The following is a 15,919-nucleotide window of genomic DNA, read 5'->3' on the forward strand; positions in this document are numbered from 1 at the left end:
TCAGCCCCTGTCCATGTCAGCGAGAATGCGTTGGAAGCGCGGGTTGTCACGCACCGGCTCCGCGAACGGCCAGGGCTTGAGCACGGTCATGTAGACATCCTTCGAGGTAAACCCCTGCTCCAGTTGATCCAGGGCGCGACTCGTATCGCCGAGGGCGATGTGGATCTGCGCCAGGAGGGGGGGCGCGACATACACCGAGTCGGCTTCGTCCTCGAGTGCCTTCAGCAGCACCCGGGCGGCCGTGGTACGACCGGACCACGCAAGCGCGCTTGCTTTGAGGGCCCGCGTCAAGTGTTGAGGTTCGACTACGCCCTCGGCGTCCTCCAGGGCTTTGATTGCATCGTCCCAGCGCCCGAGCGCCAACAGTGGATAGGATCGATTCAGGTGAGCGACATAGAAGCCGGGGTGTTCCGCGACAACCTCATCGAGAAACGAAAGCGCTCGCGTATGCTGGCCGGCGTAAAACAGCAGTTGCCCGTAGTTGGTCGGATGGATCGGGGCTACCGGGTCCAGCAGCATCGCTCGACGCTGGTGCTCCAGCGCCAACTGTAGCCGTCCGGTCTCGGCCAGGTGCGAGGCATACAGATGATGGGCCTCGGACAGGTTGGGGTTGAGTCGCAGCGCCTCCGCAAACTGATTGTCTGCCCGGTCCGTGTCCCATTCGAATTCGCTGGCGACCGAGGCGAGCGCCGTGTAGGCCAGCGCCTGCTGGGGGTCGATCCCGATCGCCTCATTCGCGGCATGCGTGGCCATAGTGAATCCCAGATCGAAGGAGGCATAGGCGGTGCCGGCACTCAGCAGATTGGCGATGGCCAGTCCGGACCACGCGTCGGCATAGTCCGGCTCCAGCGCGACGGCCTGCTGGAAGAGGCCGGCCGCACGAGGAAGCGAGCGGGGTGTGCGCTCATTCAGGGCGGCCATTGCGCTGAGATACAGGTCCTGCGCGCGGGCGGAAACGGGGGCCCGGCGCAGTCGGGAGAGGGCCTCTCCGGTCAGCTCCAGCGCCAGGGCATCAGCAATGGCAGTCGCAATTTCCCCCTGCACATCCAGCAGCGAAGTCGCCTGGCGACGGTGTGTGCGACTCCACAGCTGCCTGCCGTCGGGTGCCATCAGCTGCACCGCGACCTGAAGGTCGCCGTTCTCCTGCTGCACCTGCCCATCGAGGAAATAGCCAACTCCAAGGTCGCCGGAGGCAGCCTGCATGTGTTCGCGATCGGCGTGTCGACCACGAACCAATTCCAGACCGGGCAGACCTCCCATACGCGTCAGGATGTCTGATGTGAGCCCCAGTCCAATGCCCGTCCGGTTTTCGGAAGACAGATCCTCGAACGGAAGCACCGCAAGACGAACCGTGGCCTCGGTCAGGAGAAGGTCCGTGCCTTTGTACACAAGGCCGGCCAGCGCGACGAGGACGGCACCCAGCACTATCCAACGCACCCGTTGCCCCTGACGGCTCGATGCATCCGCCGTCGAGAGCATCTGGACGATCTCCTGCGCGCTGGCAAACCGGGCCGCCGGCGACTTCTGCAGGCACCTCTGGACAATCTTGCTCAGATCGGCAGGCGTGCCCTCAGGCAGCGCAGGGGTAGCTTCGTGGGAGATGGCGTGCAGTACAGCTCCATCTGCCGGAGCCTGCCATGGTCGTCGCCCCGATAGCATTTCGAACAACACCACTCCCAGCGACCAGAGGTCGGTGCGCTGATCCGTCGGCTGACCAGTGGCCTGTTCCGGGCTCATATAGCCGACCGTACCGGCCCGCGAGGTGCCTCCGGTGGTGTCCTGTTGCTGAAGCATCTTCGCGATCCCGAAGTCCAGGATCTTGAGCTGCCCGTCAGCACGCACAAGCAGGTTGGACGGTTTGATATCCCGGTGCACCACGCCGGCAGCGTGGGCCGCCCGAAGGCCTTCGGCAGCTTGCCGCACGATCGTGCGGGCCATGTCATGCGACACCGGACCCTCGCGGATCATCTCCCGGACCGTGACACCGTCGTACACCGGCATGGTTATGAACGGGCGGTCCGGATCGCTGGTGTCGATCTCGTATATGGTGCAGATGGCCGGGTGGTCGATGTTTCCGGCCGCTCGTGCCTCCGTCAGGAAGCGGTGCGCCGCGCCCTTGCCGGAAAACGAACCCGACGGAAGAAATTTGAGCGCCACGTCGCGGTCGAGCACGGAATCGTGAGCCCGGTACACCACGCCCATGCCGCCCCGGCCGAGTTCTTCCTGGATGTGGTAGCGCCCCAACTGGCTGCCGGCGGCCAGTGTGGCCCGGCCGGTGGAACTGCGCACAGAGGCAAGCAGCTCATCGAAATAGAGCTCCGCGGTCGGGCTCGTCATGTCGCGGAGCCGCCTGGACAGCCGCGGGTCCGATTCCGCGAGGCCACTGAGCAGGCGCTCTCGCTCGTCAGCGCCGACGCCTTCCAATCGCTCGAACCAGCGCTCGAGTTCTGACCAGTCGGGGGTGTCAGGGGAGGAATCCATGGATCAGGGCGGCAGCTCCTCGTGGATCTCGCTGAATAGCCAGCCCCTTGCCAGCGCCCAGCGTCGCTTTACCGTGGGTGCAGAAATGCCAAGAGCCTCCGCAGTTTCTTCGACGGTCATTCCGCCGAAGAATCGGCATTCGACCACGCGAGCGAGCTCCGCGTTCTCACCATCAAGCCGAGAGAGAGCCCGCTCCAGATCCAGCAGACGATCAGCAGTGGGTTGATCCACCAGGGCCACGTCCTCGATATCGGTCCGGTGCCGATCACCGCCCCGCTTCGCGGATCCGGCCTTGCGCGCATAGTCCATCAGCACCTGCCGCATGGCTCGGGAGGCCAGCGCGAGAAAATGCGCCCGATCACGGATCTCGTTGTCAGATCCCGCAAGCTTGAGATAGGCCTCGTGGACCAGGGCGGTCGTGTTCATGGTGAGGTTACCGTGCCATCGGCGGCGCTGGGCACGCGCTCGATTGTGTAATTCACCATAGACCAGCTCGAACAGCTGGTGCGCGGCAGGCTCATCGCCTTCGATGGCCCGCTGAAGTAGCTCTTCCGGCTGTGCCACGGGCTCCTGGGGAGGGGAGAAGACCTGCATGGTATCCATTTCGGGGTACAGGAAGCAACCGGTATGCGTTTCAACTCCTTTCGATGCCGTCTAGTTTGGGGACCGAACAACTCTTGCACGATGAGCACGAACTACTTCCCCGACGTCCCCGTCATCAAATTTGAGGGCCCCGAAACGGACAATCCATTGGCGTTCCGGTACTACGATCCCGAACGCCTGATTGCGGGAAAGCGCATGGCGGACCACCTGCGGTTTGCGTGCGCATACTGGCACACGTTCTGCGGCGGTGGCGGCGATCCGTTCGGTGCGCCCACGAGACAGTTTCCGTGGGATCAGGCGACGGACCCCATCGCCCGGGGCATGGCCAAGGTGGATGCTGCGTTCGAGTTCATGGACAAGCTCGGGCTGCGCTATTACTGCTTCCACGATGTGGATATGGTGGAGGAGGCTCCGACGAGTACGGAGACGGCACGGCGGCTGGACGTCGTCAGCGACCACGCCCTGACCAGGATGAAAGAGACCGGAATCGGTCTACTGTGGGGCACGGCCAATCTGTTCAGTCATCCCCGGTACATGAATGGCGCCGCCACAAATCCCGACTTCGCGGTCGTCGCGCGTGCCGGCGCGCAGGTAAAGCGAGCCCTCGACACGACCATCAAACTGGGGGGCGAGAACTACGTGTTTTGGGGCGGCCGCGAAGGCTACATGTCGCTCGTGAACACGGACATGAAGCGGGAGCTGGCGCATATGGCGACGTTCCTTCACATGGCCAGGGACTATGCGCGTGCCCAGGGTTTCACCGGCACCTTCTTCATCGAACCCAAGCCGGCGGAGCCCAGCAAGCATCAGTATGACTTTGATGCGGCGACGGTTATCGGTTTTCTGAGGGCCAACGACCTTGCGGACGATTTCAAGCTGAACATTGAGGTGAACCATGCGACCCTGGCGGGCCACACGTTCGAGCACGAACTACAGGTTGCAGCGGACGCGGAAATGCTTGGATCGATCGATGCGAACCGCGGCGACTACCAGAATGGCTGGGATACCGACCAATTCCCGAACAACCTCTACGAACTTACCGAAGCCATGCTGGTGATCCTGAGAGCTGGTGGTTTCCAGGGTGGGGGCATCAACTTCGACGCGAAGCTGCGCCGGAACTCGACGGATCTGGTGGACCTCTTCCATGCGCACATCGGCGGCATGGATATGTTCGCGCGTGCATTGATCACCGCTGATCGGTTGCGACGCGAGTCGCCGCTGGAAGCGATGCGGGCCAGACGGTACGCATCCTTCGACGCTGGTCCCGGTGCGCAATTCGAGCGCGGCGCCATGAGCCTCGAGGACCTGAGTCAGCTGGCCCTTGCATCGCCCGAACCGGACCAGATTTCAGGTCAGCAGGAGCTCTACGAGAATGTGCTGAACCGATTCATGTGACGATCCGGGATTTTCCGTTTAAGTCGGACAGGTGGTCCGCCGATAACCCTTCTGCGCGCCCGGTGTCGGGTCCATCCGACGCCCGCGTACACGCCAAGCGGCGTAGCGCGCCTTACTGAATGAACCAGATCTGCGCGGGCCTGGAGTTGTCCAAACAAGGGACTTCTGCCATGCGCACACTTCTTCTATCGCTGGTTCTATTCTTTTCGGCTTTCGACGCAGCTGCCACGACCTTCGAAGCGCCCGAGCGCTGCAGCATTGAGCATGCCGAACCTCCTCGCAACGGCTTCACCATCCAGGTGGCCTCGACGAGCAATCACTCCAACGCTCGCCAGATGGTCTCCGAACTGCCCGGTTCGTGGATTTCGGTGGCCTGCGTGAAGGGTGCCGAGGTATACCGTATCAACTTCGGACGTTTTCAGGCTCGCAATCACGCCGTGGCCGGGCAGTGGGACCTCGAAGACCTCAACCCAAGCCTGTCCGGCCAGATTGTTCGATTCTAGGCCTGTATCAGAGGCCTCGCCGTCAGAAGATTACGATGAGCAGGCTGAGGGCGAGGACCGTAGCTGCCGGCACTGATCGCTTGACGGGGTCACTGACCTTCAGATGCATGGCAAGGGCGCCCACCATGAGGACCGCCACCAGAATGGCCGCGGGCTGGACCAGAACGGGAAAGAACAGGCCAAACAACAGCGCAAAGGCAGCCAGAATTTTGAGGCCACCCACCAGGTAATACATGAATCCTGGAAGGCCGTACGCCTCGAATTCAGCCCTTAGCGAGTTGGCGCCCTTGCCACGATATCTCGTGCTGAAGTCGGATCGAATAAGCCAGACATTCAGCAGTCCGAAAGCAATGACAATCTGAAGGAGAGGGATGAGGACGGAAGACATAGTACTTGCGAGTAACGTTGGGTTTGATACGCGACAAGCGGCCGCCGGTGTTCTCCGTCTGCAGTCTGCAATCGCCGCTGAGCGATCAGCCGCGGCTCTTGGGGTGCCTGAGCAGGACCGCGGAAATGATGGTGACCAGCAGGCCGACCGGAAAGATCTCAAGGAACGTGATCGGGATGCGATAGAGTGGGTCGGCGTAGGTGGCCTTCATTTCCTCCATATTGCGGACTTCGGCCTCGAGCGCTGCTCCCACGACGCCGTCGGCCTCAAGCCCCGCGATAATCGAGGTGGTGTATTGCTCGATAAACGCATAGTCCGTCAGCACCAGGTAGATCTCCCACAGCAGCACATAGATCACGCTGGCGATGGCCGTGATACCCAGGCCCATGAGAAATGCGGTCCCGAAGCGAATGACGCCACCGAGCTCGTTGTCTCGATACCGTTTGACGCCCATGTAGACCATGCTGAGCGCCACGGTCATGACGAGGTAGCCCAGCCACTCCAGGCCGGCGAGGTGAGTGTCTCCGGCCAGGGAGGCGGAGAGCATGGCGGAGCCGATGATGATGACTCCGGAGAAGGAGCCGTAGATGAGGGCGATGCGCTTCATGAGTCGTTGCGGTTAACTGCCCGGATCATACTGAACTGGCCTCCCGGGGCGCGTCACCCGAACGGGTGATTCGCCTGCAATCACCCGTTGGGGCTATGCGATCAGGCTCAGTTCGCGGGCTCGTTCTACCGCTTGCGTGCGGCGGGAGACCTCCAGCTTGCTGTACAGTCGCGCCACGTGCGTTTTGATGGTGTTGCCCGAAACGAACAGCTTGTCGGCGATCTCCGCGTTCGAGTGTCCCTTTGCCAGCAGTTCGAGCACCTCGTACTCGCGCGGACTGATGCCCAGGTACTCCATGGCTTGATCGTTGCGTGTGAACTCCGTTGCTCGCCGCTTCACGAGACGACTGCCGGCCCAAATGCCGAGCGCTACGAACACGGCTGCCACCACGCCCACATACACATCAGTGGACAGTCGCCGCACGGTGTGCTGATAATCCAGCCATTGCAGCACGAATACGAGCAGGGCCGCAACTGCGGCGTAGACGAGCATCGATCGTTTCACGCCGCAAAGGTACTGGATTCCGATGGGCTATCTGGCCACAAGCGCGAGTCGTACGAACAGGCCGCGGCCCGCATCGATCTGGCGCTCGTCGTCTCCCGTACCCCACTCGAGGGTGTTCTTCAGGGTGTATCCGACCTTGAACTCCGCGGAGGCGATGCGTGAGACCGGAAACTGGGCTACGGGAGCAATCGTCGCCAACGTGTGATCCAGGCGCTGCATCTCGTGATCGATGTGGAACGAGGCGGTCCCGTAGTTCGCGGCAAGACCCATACGGACCTTGTTCGGGTTTCCCAGCCAGAGGTTGGCCCGCGAAGGGGCCCTGATGTCTATGTGGATTCGATTGCGTGGGTCGGTCTTGAACTGCAGCACGGGCGCAATCGGGAGATCCAGTCTGTTGCGGTAGGTGACGCCCAGACCCCATCGCCCGTCAGACTGGTAGATGACGGCAGTGCGCAGGTCAACGTCGGCCATGGCAAGCCGAGCCTGAAAGTCGCTGGCGATCGCCGGAGAGGCGTACAGCGTCAGCGTCCCCCCGAACGCCGGAATTTGCGCTGCCACGTCATAACGGATCTCGTGGTAATGCTGCGGGCTGTCCAGTCGCGAACGCCGGGGCCCGTCGACATCCGTGCGCAGGACCCGGTACCGCAGGGCGTGCGTGACCGTGGAGGAACCGATGCGTGTCGGCAGGGCGAACCCTGCTCGTGCAGAGAGCAGGCGGGATCCGTCCCCCGGGGCCGTGCCGGAAGGGGTGACCTGGCCCGCGAGCAGCGTGAACTGGGCGGCCGCGGGCAGGGCACTCAGGATGCTCAGGGCGCTCAGAAGCGACAGGATCTGCAGCAGGGATCTCATGATCGTGCGGGATTGCTGCTTTCCTACACGTCAGGCGCCGCTGAGAGGGATCAGACCGCCGGCGCTCAATCCAGGTGATCAGAACTGCCGGAAGCTCTGACTGACAAAGTGCAGCACGTCTGGAAGCGAGTCTCTCCAGTATGTCCAGGTATGCCCGCCATCCCGAACGCGGAATTCGTGCCGAACCTCCCGCTTTCGCAGTGCGATGTGCAGGAGGGCATTGCCTTCGTAGAGGAAGTCGTCGTCTCCCGAGTCGATGTACCACCGCACGCTGTTGAGGTCGTCCACCGACAGCGTGCGAGCAAGCTCCACCGCGTTGTGACGCTGCCAGTACGCATGTGCGTCCTCGTCGCTCATGCCGGCGAGTGCCTCGCCGAACTGCCGCCGGGCCTGCTCTAGCGAGGGCGGACCGACCCAGGAAGACAGAGGGCCGGCTGCCGCGAACATGTCCGGTCGATGCATCGCGAACATCAAGGAGCCTCCGCCGCCCATGGACAGCCCTGCAACCGCCCGGTATCGTTTTTCCGACTTCACCCGGAACGCGGACTCCACGTGAGGGATGAACTCGTCAAAGAAGTAGTCTTCGTAGTTCCATTCGCCGTCCGGGTAGTTGAAGTAGCCCAGTCTGCCCGTGAAGGCATCCGGCATCGCAATTATCATGGGTGTGGCCGTGCCTTCCCGGATCGCCTTGTCCGCGATGTGCAGCACTTCGCCAAACTGTACCCATCCGGTGTGGTCATCGCCTGCGCCGTGCAGCAGGTACAGAATGGGATAGGAGCGCTCAGAGGTGTCGTAATCGGGCGGCAGGTAGACGGCGAAGTTGCGCTCGCCACCGAGAATTTCGGTGGGCATGGACAGGTTATCCATGACACGGCCTGATTGCGCGAGAGCGGGGACGGTCAGGAAAAGCGTGGCAGCCGTCAGAAGGCGGGAGGTCATGGTCGATGCGGTCTTGGATTGCCCCGGCATTGTAACACCCGTGAGGCTGAGTCGTGTACCTGTCGTGCGATTCCTCTCCCTCATGTTGATGGCTGTCGTGTCGGGGTGCCCGGTCGCTCTGGCGCAGGCGCCGGCGACACCCCCACCGTTTGCCGCACTGGCCGACTCGGTTCGGGCGCCAGGGATTGTCTGGGCGTTCGTGGCTGGCGATTCGGTCATGCTGGGCGCCTCAGGACTCGCCGATCGGGCCGCGGGCACGGCCATGTCGGCGACCGGGACACGAATACGGGTCGCCAGCGTTACGAAAGCGGTCACAGCAGCCGCTGTGGCTCGACTCGCAGTCGAGGGGCTCCTGGACCTGGACGAAGACCTGCGAGACCGATGGGACTGGCTGAACGCTGATCATCCCGTGACCTTGCGCGGCCTGCTCACGCATACGTCGGGCTTGGATGATCCCTCGCTCGGCAACCTGGTGCGCAGTCAGACGGAGACTCTGCCCCTGGAGCGATTCCTGCGATCGCACGCGCCGCGCCAGACCACCCGGCCGGGTGCGGCGTTCAGGTACTCGAACCGGGCCTTTACCCTTGCGGGGCTCGTGATCGCCGAGGCGGTGGACCGGCCGTTCGCGGAGGCGATGGAGGACGGGGTCTTTGCTCCCCTGGAGATGCGCTCCAGTTCCGTCGGTCGTCCCGCGGATGTGGCGGCCGCGACGGGGTACACCTGTGGTGAATGTGACCCGGTAGCGCCATTCTGGGGCCAGACCGCGCCTGCGGGAGACCTGTACACCACGGCGGAGGACATGGGCCGCCTTCTGCGATTCCTGCTTGCGGAGGGGAGCTGGGCGGACACGCTTCTCGCACCACACGTCTCCGTGCATCCTGGCGTTCACGGCATGGCGCTCGGTTGGGCTCAGTCATCGGCGGGCTCCAGGGAGCTGCTGCTGCATGCTGGAGCCGGCCTGGGAACGACGGCGCTGCTTGCCCTGGATCCCGTGGCCAGGGAGGGCCTGTTTGTCGCGGTGAACGTGCAGAGCATGGCTTTGCTCGGCTCTGTGCTGGAAGCGTGGGCCGGACCAGATACGGCCCCCGACCACGTACCTGGAGCATCTGTTCCAGAGGGTGTGGGCGGCTGGTATCTGTCGGGCCGTGCTCCACGGAGCGGTATCGAGTCGCTGCCGGCCCTGTTTCACTACGGGGTCCAGGTGACTGCTACGACCGGTGGTCTGCTGGTTGGCGGCACGCCCTACGTTGTGGTGGGGAACGATCGCTATGCGGCTGCGGATGGCGACGGCAGGCTTGCGTTCTCCCGGGACGCGGACCTGGGGCTATTGGCCCATCGGTCCGGAAGGGGAGTCGGCCATCCGGAGACGCTCATTCGGCTGCCCCGGTGGGCTGAACCGCCGGTAATGAATGAAATCCTCTCGTTCGCCGGGGGGCTGCCACTCCTGATCGCGCTCGCCTGGCCGGTGCTGGCCGCACTTGTCTGGGCGATGCGCAAGGTGGGTGTGCGCGCGCGTGCGCTGCAGTTGCGGACGTGGCTACTGTGCGTGGGCACGGCGGCCTGTGCCCTGCCCGTGCTGTTTGTTTTCGTCGCTGGTTTCCAGCGGTTGGGGGCCACCGGCGACGTGCAGTTTGCACTCCCGTCGGCGATGCAGTGGTCGCTGGCGGCGCCCTGGCTTCTGCTTATCGTGGTGGTCCTGGGCACGTTTGCGATAGTCAAAATCGCCGGAATGGCGCTCCTCGACCGCCTGCTCCTTGGCACCTGCCTTGTATGTGGTGTCGTGCTGCTTGCGGTTTTCGCCGCGTTCGACCTGTTCGTCCTGCCCTGGTAAGCGCCTTACGGTGTCCAGTCGGCAGGCAGCGCATCGCACACACGCTCCCAGGACCAGTAGCCGTAGTGGGAGAGGGGCGGAGCGGACCCGTCTGCGAAGGGGACGCCATACCGATCCAGGAGCGCGATTCCTGTCGGCAGCTCCAGCCATGAGATGCGCTCCCGCGTGTTCGGCTGCTGCACGTTCACGGAGCGAAGGAAGGAGCCGTAGGCGGGGAGTGGTCGCTCGCGGCGGTAGCGCACCATCAGGGCTCCCGTAAACATGAGGCTGCGCGTGAGGTCATCGGGGTCGCCGTAGAGGACGGATGCGCCGCCGTCGCGGGCGTCGCCGAAGTTCTCGGAAACCGCGTCTCCACCTGAGGTCGTGCCGGGTTGCTGAACCAGCTCGGCGTAGAACCCCGACTCTGGAAGTGAACCCTCGACGAGTGAGCGAAGGAAGTGTTGGCGTGAGCCGCGATAGACTCGCTCGCGCCGTTCCTGACGACTGTCGATCACCTTCTGATTTGCCGCGGGAAGATCCTCGAATTGCAGGCGCCCGGTAAAGTTGTAGAAGCGCTGGGTGCCCTGCAGCGTCATCCCGTGCACCGTGATGCGATAGCCCAAGTACGGATTGAGAATCTGGACCGGCTCGCGGGCGCGCACGTCCAGGCGACCGCCGTTGTTCTGAATATCCAAGGCTTGCGGGTTTTCAAACTCGCAGCGTGATCCAGCGGGGGTGGTGCTGAAGAGCAGGTCCTCCACACGACCTCTCAGTCGGCGCAAGGCGCGAGGTTTGACGGCCTCGACGACGAACTCACCGAGAATGACCGGATCCTCCTCGAGCTGGATGTCCTGCGCCTCAGACAAGTCAAGTCGGGGCGTGATCGAGATGGTCTTGAGGCGAAAGCCCACCATCGAGACGACTACGACAAGCGGGCGGCGCTCCGGCAGGGTCAGCGAAAATGATCCGTCGTCTCCTACGACATCGCCCTGCTGCGTGCCGTCGATAAAGACGTGGGCACCCGGCAGAGGACTGCCGTCAGTGGCATCGCGCACGGTACCAAACAGGCTCTGACCGTTAGCGGGCAGGGCGGCAAGCAGGGCAAGCAGGAGAAGGGGAAATCGCATGCGCGCTCCTACGCCGATCCGAGTATTTGATCCCTCGCCTGACCGGCGGTAGCATGCGATACACCTTCCCCGTCATCGGTCCATGCGCGTCATCGTCCTGTTTTTGCTGCTACTCATCCCCGCCAGCGCGCTCGGTCAGCCCTTCGAGGGGGAAACGCTCTATCGGGTCACCACCGTGCGAGCCACGCCCGGGACCTGGCAGGACTTCATGGCGCATTGGAAGGAGGTGATCGCGTCGTGGCCGGATGAGGTCGGTGAACGCGCGTTCTGGATGCGGCACAGCCAGGGGGACCAGTGGGACTTCCTCTTCTTCTTCCCGCTGGACGACGCCGGCGCGTGGCTTTCGTCCGCCGAACACCCCATGTGGAGCCTCGGAACCGACGATCGCGTGGCGGAGACGAGTGATCTGTTCGCCTATGGCGCTCCCGTGGGGGTCTTGCGGCCACAGGCCGAGAGCGCCGGGTTCTTCCATGTCGAGATGTTCACCGCCATCCCCGGCAGCCGCGAACGGCTTCTGGAGCAGCGGCGCATGGAGAATGCGTTTCTGGCCGGCATCGGTCGGCCGCAAAACTTCATCTTCCGCCGGCATTCGGGCGTGGCGGTCGATGCCTTCACGCTCGGCTTCTACCGCGACATCAAGCACTTCGCCGAGAGCGCGGATGTTGACCCGGACCTCGAGGAGCGCTCGGCCAACGCAGCCGGGTTCGACGGCGTTGGCGGCATCAGCCCGCTCTTGCGAAGCCTGATCGCGCGGCACCATGACACGTTGGCCGTCGCGATTCGCTGAGGGCGCGGCGTTGGGGCGGCGGTGGCCCTGGCGGTCTGGGCGGGTGCGGCCCCGCGGTCCAGGCGGGAGCGGCCCCGCGGTCGGGGCGGGAGCGCTTGTGGAATCCCGGGGGGCGGATCACACGTCGGCGCGGTTCTGGCAGGCCCACATGTGGAAACGCGGGGGTGGATTACACCTCGGCGCCGTCGTGGCGAGGGCCTTTGTGCAATCGTAGGGGCTGATTACACTTGAGCGCGGTCGGGGCGCCGGCGCTTGTGGAATCGTGGGTGCTGATTACACTTGAGCGCGGGCCAGGGCGCGGTCGCTTCTCGAATCCGGAGGTGGATCACACGTCGGCGTGCTCCTCGCGGTCGCTTCTCGAATCCGGGGGGTGGATCACACCTCGGCGGGCTCTGCGCGGGCGCTTGTGGAAACTTGGGGCCGGATTCCGCCTCGGCGCGGTCGGGGCGGGGGCGCTTGTGGAAACATGGGGGCGGATTACACCTCGCCGCCGTCGTGGCGAGGGCCTTTGTGTAATCGTGGGGCCTGATTACACTTGAGCGCGGGCCAGGGCGCCGGCGCTTGTGGAATCGTGGGGCTTGATTACACTTGAACGCGTGCCGCTGCGGTCCGGGCGGTCCGGCCGTGCCGCGGCGGCCGCGCGCACGCGTGAGCTCAGCCGCCCGCTCGCTCCGGCCGCGCCGACGGCAGGCGCAGTCCGCGCCGAACCCCGCCCGCCGACACGCTACTCGCTCAGTTCGGGCGCGGTAGGCAGGCTGATGTTGCGGGCCATGGCCCAGAAACGCAGACCGGTGGTAGTACCTGCCGTCAGCAAGACCCGCATGGGTTCGATGATTTCGATCCCCGCCAGCGCCCAGTAGACGAGCCCGCCGAGTAAGGCGGCCGTGGCGTAAAAGCCGCCCTTGATGACAGCGGGGACCTCACGGACCAGCAGGTCGCGCACGACGCCGCCCCCGGTCGCGGTCAAGGCCGCCATCATCATGATGCCGATGGGGCCAAGCCCGAAGACGTGCCCTTTGGCGGCCCCGATGGCCGCGAAAACGCCCAGACCAATCGCGTCGGCTACCAGCACGCGATTCCACCGTCTCGCTAATGGTGGCGCCGATCGAAATACGATGGCACCTGTGACTACACAGACGATGAGATAGAGCTCGTCCTGGAAGACGGCGGGGGGCGTGGCACCCAGCATCATGTCCCGGATGATGCCACCACCGACCCCGGTGGCCGTGGCGAGCACCATGAAGCCGAGGAAGTCAAGTTGATGCCGATTGGCCTGCAAGGCCCCGGATGCGGCAAATACCACCGTGCCGGCGATATCCACGAGATAGAGCAGATCCATCAGACTCCGGCGAGTTCGCGTTGCTGGAGGTGAGCGACCAGAAACTCGTGCAGACTTTCAGCTGCCGAACCGGTGGCTTCGGTGCCACGGTACAGCCCGATGCGCGCTTCAAGGGGCTGGGGAAGCCCGGTCTCAGGGCCCAAAACATCCATATCGTCGGTTACGGCTGACTCAGCAATGATGCCGAGGCCGAGACCGGCCCGAATCGCCGCCTGCGTGGCAAGCAGGCTGATGCTCGAGAAGACCACGTCCGTTTCGATGCCGTTGTCGCCCATCTGCGTCATGGCCGCGCGACAACCGGCACATGGCGAATCCACTGGATCGATGATGACCGGCACGGGCCGCTCCTGGAGGAAGTCGGCTTCGACGCTTTGCGCCCACACGTAGGGCTCCGTCCAAAGCGGTGTCGCGGGGATCTCCGAGTAGGCCGTATTGGCGATGGCCAGGCAGAGGTCATTGGCCTGGATCATTCGGGCGAGCTCCCAACTGGTGGAGACCTCCAGTTCAATGCGAATCTCGGCGGCCAAGCGGCCGAAACGGGTCAATAGGCGCACCAGGCGGCCATGGGCCACCTCCTCCAACACACCCACCCGCACGGTTCCGCGCGCCTCGACCAAACTCAGCCGGGCCAGCGCCTCCTCATTGAGTTCTAGCATGCGCACGGCGTAGCCATGAAGTAGCCGGCCCGACTCCGTGAGCCTGGAAACCCGACCTGACCGATCAAAGAGCTTTGTGGAGAGCTGCTCTTCGAGCCGCTTTATCTGCAGGCTGAGTGCCGGCTGCGATCTGTACAGACGCTCGGCCGCCTCGGTGTAGCTGCCGGTCTCCGCGATGGTCACAAAGGAGCGCAATTGGTCGAGGGACAAGGACTCGATCATAAGCAAAGTTTATCGCGACGATGAATATTATTAATGAATCTAATTCTTAATGCGCCCATATGATCCCCTGAATCGAAACTGGAACCGCGCATGACCAAAGCTTTCCGCCTGCAACTGCTGGCCGCGTTCGCTGCCATCTACGTGATCTGGGGGTCCACGTACCTCGCAATCGTTTTCGCGATCGAAACCATGCCCCCGCTCCTGATGCTGGGCGCTCGGTTCGGCGTCGCCGGTCTCATCGTATACGCCTGGGCCAGGGCCAAGGGCATCGCAACGCCGACCCGGACGGAATGGAAGAATGCGGCCCTTGTTGGCACGATGACGCTGGCGGCAGGCACGGGCGCAGTGGCCTGGGCCGAACAGTGGGTGCCCTCCGGGGTGGCCGCGCTGCTGGTCACGACGGTGCCCATCTGGATGGTGTTGCTGGAGTGGCAGTGGAAGCGTGGCCCAATGCCGGCCCGCACGGTCTGGTTGGGTCTGGGTATCGGAGTCGCCGGCATCCTGCTCCTGGTCAATCCGGCTGAATTGAGCGGCGGCGACACCGGCATGCTGTATGGCAGCATCGCCATCCTGCTGGCTTCAATGGTCTTTTCGGCGGGCGCGATTCTCGGGAGGGATCGCGAGCTGCCGCCGCGGCCACTCATGTCGACTGCCGCCCAGATGCTGACGGGAGGCGCCTCGCTGACGCTGGCGGGGCTCCTGAGAGGGGAGTGGGCGGCGGTTGACGTGGCCGCCATCACCACGGAATCCTGGCTGGCATGGGCATACCTCATGGTCTTCGGCTCCATCATCGCCTACGGTTCCTTTGTCTGGCTCATGAAAAACGCCAGCCCGGCCCGCGTGTCGACCTACGCCTACGTCAACCCGGTGGTGGCCGTCATCCTCGGCTGGCTGCTCGGCGGCGAAGAGCTCGGGGGCCGCGTGCTCATGGCCATGGTGCTCCTGCTTAGCGCGGTGCTCCTCATCACGAGGTTCGGGGGCGGGCGCCGACGTCCGGGCGGACGCACGGCCCGCATCGCCCGGGTGCTCGTCAACAGAGGCGGAGCGATTCTATCGGCTTTTGCGCACAGCATGGACGCTCCGGCACGCTCAATGCCCAGACTGAGAGACTCACTCGTAGCGCTCGAACAGGTCCCCCTGCGGCCAGGCGTCCGTGCTGGCGGCCGCTTGCCAGAGCGTGCCTTTGAGGTCGCTGAAATAGCCGGAGCGGTCCTGCGGCCACGAGTTGAGCACGGCCGCGATGCAGACGGAGAATCGGCATCCCATGTACGATGAGGTCCCGGGCAACGCTCCGGTGTGCGAGAATTCGGCGCCGGAGCGTTCCCAGCCCATCGAATACCAGTACGCAGTCCCCCAATACATGCCAGGATGTGCGAGCATGGCCTCGCGCTCGGAGGGACCAATGACATCCCCGCGCATTCCCGCGCCGTCAACCGCAGTCAGGAACCGTACCAGGTCAACTGCCGACGACGTCCAGCCTCCATGGGAGTCCATCGCTTCCAGGTAGAAGCCTCCATACTGGCGTTGAACGCGGGCCTCGGTGGGCGGAAACACGGACGACACAAGGGGCGCTCCCTGGTAGTCGTAGTAGGTCGCCTCGTTCGAGCCGGAAACGCGAGATCTCCCCACCATCATGCTCTTGACCCCGGCCGGAGCGAGCACCGTGCGCCGCACGTGCTCCTCGTAGGGAGTGCCGGACACCCGCTCCA

15 protein-coding genes are annotated in these 15,919 nt (G+C 64.0%); 5 read left to right on the plus strand and 10 right to left on the minus strand.

What is annotated here, in order from left to right:
- Both JJ896_17720 and JJ896_17725 read right to left on the minus strand, forming a co-directional pair.
- Positions 1-2,481, minus strand: coding sequence for a protein kinase (locus JJ896_17720; protein ID MBO6781501.1), 2,481 nt, complete (start codon positions 2,479-2,481; stop codon positions 1-3).
- A 3-nt stretch (positions 2,482-2,484) separates the two neighbouring features.
- On the minus strand, positions 2,485-3,084 hold the full coding sequence (locus tag JJ896_17725; protein MBO6781502.1) for a sigma-70 family RNA polymerase sigma factor: 600 nt from the start codon (positions 3,082-3,084) through the stop codon (positions 2,485-2,487).
- A gap of 81 nt (positions 3,085-3,165) precedes the next feature.
- Here JJ896_17725 and xylA point away from each other — a divergent pair, with 81 nt between their 5' ends.
- Together xylA and JJ896_17735 are read left to right on the plus strand one after the other, a co-directional pair.
- Entirely contained in the window at positions 3,166-4,479 is a 1,314-nt protein-coding gene (gene xylA, locus JJ896_17730) for a xylose isomerase (GenBank protein MBO6781503.1), read from the plus strand.
- Positions 4,480-4,649: 170 nt separating this feature from the next.
- On the plus strand, positions 4,650-4,982 hold the full coding sequence (locus JJ896_17735) for an SPOR domain-containing protein (protein ID MBO6781504.1): 333 nt from the start codon (positions 4,650-4,652) through the stop codon (positions 4,980-4,982).
- 22 nt (positions 4,983-5,004) lie between these two features.
- Here the strand turns inward: JJ896_17735 and JJ896_17740 are convergent, their stop codons facing one another.
- From JJ896_17740 to JJ896_17760, 5 genes are all read right to left on the minus strand, one after another.
- Positions 5,005-5,370: a DoxX family protein gene (locus JJ896_17740; GenBank protein ID MBO6781505.1), complete on the minus strand. Its 366-nt coding sequence runs from the start codon at positions 5,368-5,370 to the stop codon at positions 5,005-5,007.
- 85 nt (positions 5,371-5,455) lie between these two features.
- Positions 5,456-5,977: a DUF4199 domain-containing protein gene (locus JJ896_17745; protein MBO6781506.1), complete on the minus strand. Its 522-nt coding sequence runs from the start codon at positions 5,975-5,977 to the stop codon at positions 5,456-5,458.
- Between the two features lie 93 nt (positions 5,978-6,070).
- Complete coding sequence (locus JJ896_17750) at positions 6,071-6,481, minus strand: response regulator transcription factor (protein ID MBO6781507.1); 411 nt, start codon at positions 6,479-6,481, stop codon at positions 6,071-6,073.
- 27 nt (positions 6,482-6,508) lie between these two features.
- Positions 6,509-7,330: a hypothetical protein gene (locus tag JJ896_17755; GenBank protein MBO6781508.1), complete on the minus strand. Its 822-nt coding sequence runs from the start codon at positions 7,328-7,330 to the stop codon at positions 6,509-6,511.
- Positions 7,331-7,408: 78 nt separating this feature from the next.
- A complete protein-coding gene (locus tag JJ896_17760; protein ID MBO6781509.1) occupies positions 7,409-8,269 on the minus strand; it encodes a hypothetical protein in 861 nt (286 codons plus the stop codon).
- A gap of 64 nt (positions 8,270-8,333) precedes the next feature.
- Between JJ896_17760 and JJ896_17765 the strand changes: the two genes are divergently transcribed.
- Complete coding sequence (locus tag JJ896_17765) at positions 8,334-10,100, plus strand: beta-lactamase family protein (GenBank protein MBO6781510.1); 1,767 nt, start codon at positions 8,334-8,336, stop codon at positions 10,098-10,100.
- A 5-nt stretch (positions 10,101-10,105) separates the two neighbouring features.
- Here JJ896_17765 and JJ896_17770 read toward each other — a convergent pair whose 3' ends face one another.
- Complete coding sequence (locus JJ896_17770; GenBank protein ID MBO6781511.1) at positions 10,106-11,206, minus strand: carboxypeptidase-like regulatory domain-containing protein; 1,101 nt, start codon at positions 11,204-11,206, stop codon at positions 10,106-10,108.
- 82 nt (positions 11,207-11,288) lie between these two features.
- On the opposite strand from JJ896_17770, the gene JJ896_17775 reads away from it, so the two are divergent.
- Entirely contained in the window at positions 11,289-11,993 is a 705-nt protein-coding gene (locus tag JJ896_17775) for a hypothetical protein (protein MBO6781512.1), read from the plus strand.
- A 724-nt stretch (positions 11,994-12,717) separates the two neighbouring features.
- Here the strand turns inward: JJ896_17775 and JJ896_17780 are convergent.
- Together JJ896_17780 and JJ896_17785 are read right to left on the minus strand one after the other, a co-directional pair.
- Positions 12,718-13,332, minus strand: coding sequence for a trimeric intracellular cation channel family protein (locus tag JJ896_17780; protein MBO6781513.1), 615 nt, complete (start codon positions 13,330-13,332; stop codon positions 12,718-12,720).
- On the minus strand, positions 13,332-14,210 hold the full coding sequence (locus JJ896_17785; protein ID MBO6781514.1) for a LysR family transcriptional regulator: 879 nt from the start codon (positions 14,208-14,210) through the stop codon (positions 13,332-13,334). The genes JJ896_17780 and JJ896_17785 overlap by 1 nt, the downstream gene beginning before the upstream one ends.
- Positions 14,211-14,300: 90 nt before the next feature.
- On the opposite strand from JJ896_17785, the gene JJ896_17790 reads away from it, so the two are divergent.
- Positions 14,301-15,485 carry an EamA family transporter gene (locus tag JJ896_17790; protein MBO6781515.1) on the plus strand — a complete coding sequence of 395 codons (1,185 nt, stop codon included), beginning with the start codon at positions 14,301-14,303 and terminating at the stop codon, positions 15,483-15,485.
- The last annotated feature ends 434 nt before the right edge of the window (positions 15,486-15,919 follow it).

The sequence above is a fragment of the Rhodothermales bacterium genome (assembly GCA_017643395.1).
Classification (GTDB): domain Bacteria; phylum Bacteroidota; class Rhodothermia; order Rhodothermales; family UBA10348; genus JABDJZ01.